The organism is Streptococcus pseudopneumoniae (genome assembly GCF_001068775.1).
GTDB lineage: Bacteria > Bacillota > Bacilli > Lactobacillales > Streptococcaceae > Streptococcus > Streptococcus pseudopneumoniae_N.
Genome location: NZ_JWAJ01000036.1, coordinates 1 through 203 on the forward strand (window position 1 = coordinate 1; position 203 = coordinate 203).

Genomic DNA, 203 nt, shown 5'->3' on the forward strand with positions numbered 1-203 from the left:
TTAGCTTTCTTAACTTCTTCTGCTACCTTAGCTTTTTCTGCATCAGTCAAGTTGCTTGGATCTACAACTGGTGTTACCGCTGGATCCTTAACTGCGTTATCTGATGATTTCTTAACTGTATCACCTGATGGAATAACGGCTGTGCTGCCATCTGGGAAGGTTACAGTGGCTGTTCCATCTTTACCTACTTCAACATCTTTCGC

General features: G+C 42.9%; 1 pseudogene. It reads right to left on the reverse strand.

From position 1 onward, the window contains the following. Positions 1–203, reverse strand: a pseudogene (locus ADF68_RS11050) (hypothetical protein); the annotation flags it as partial.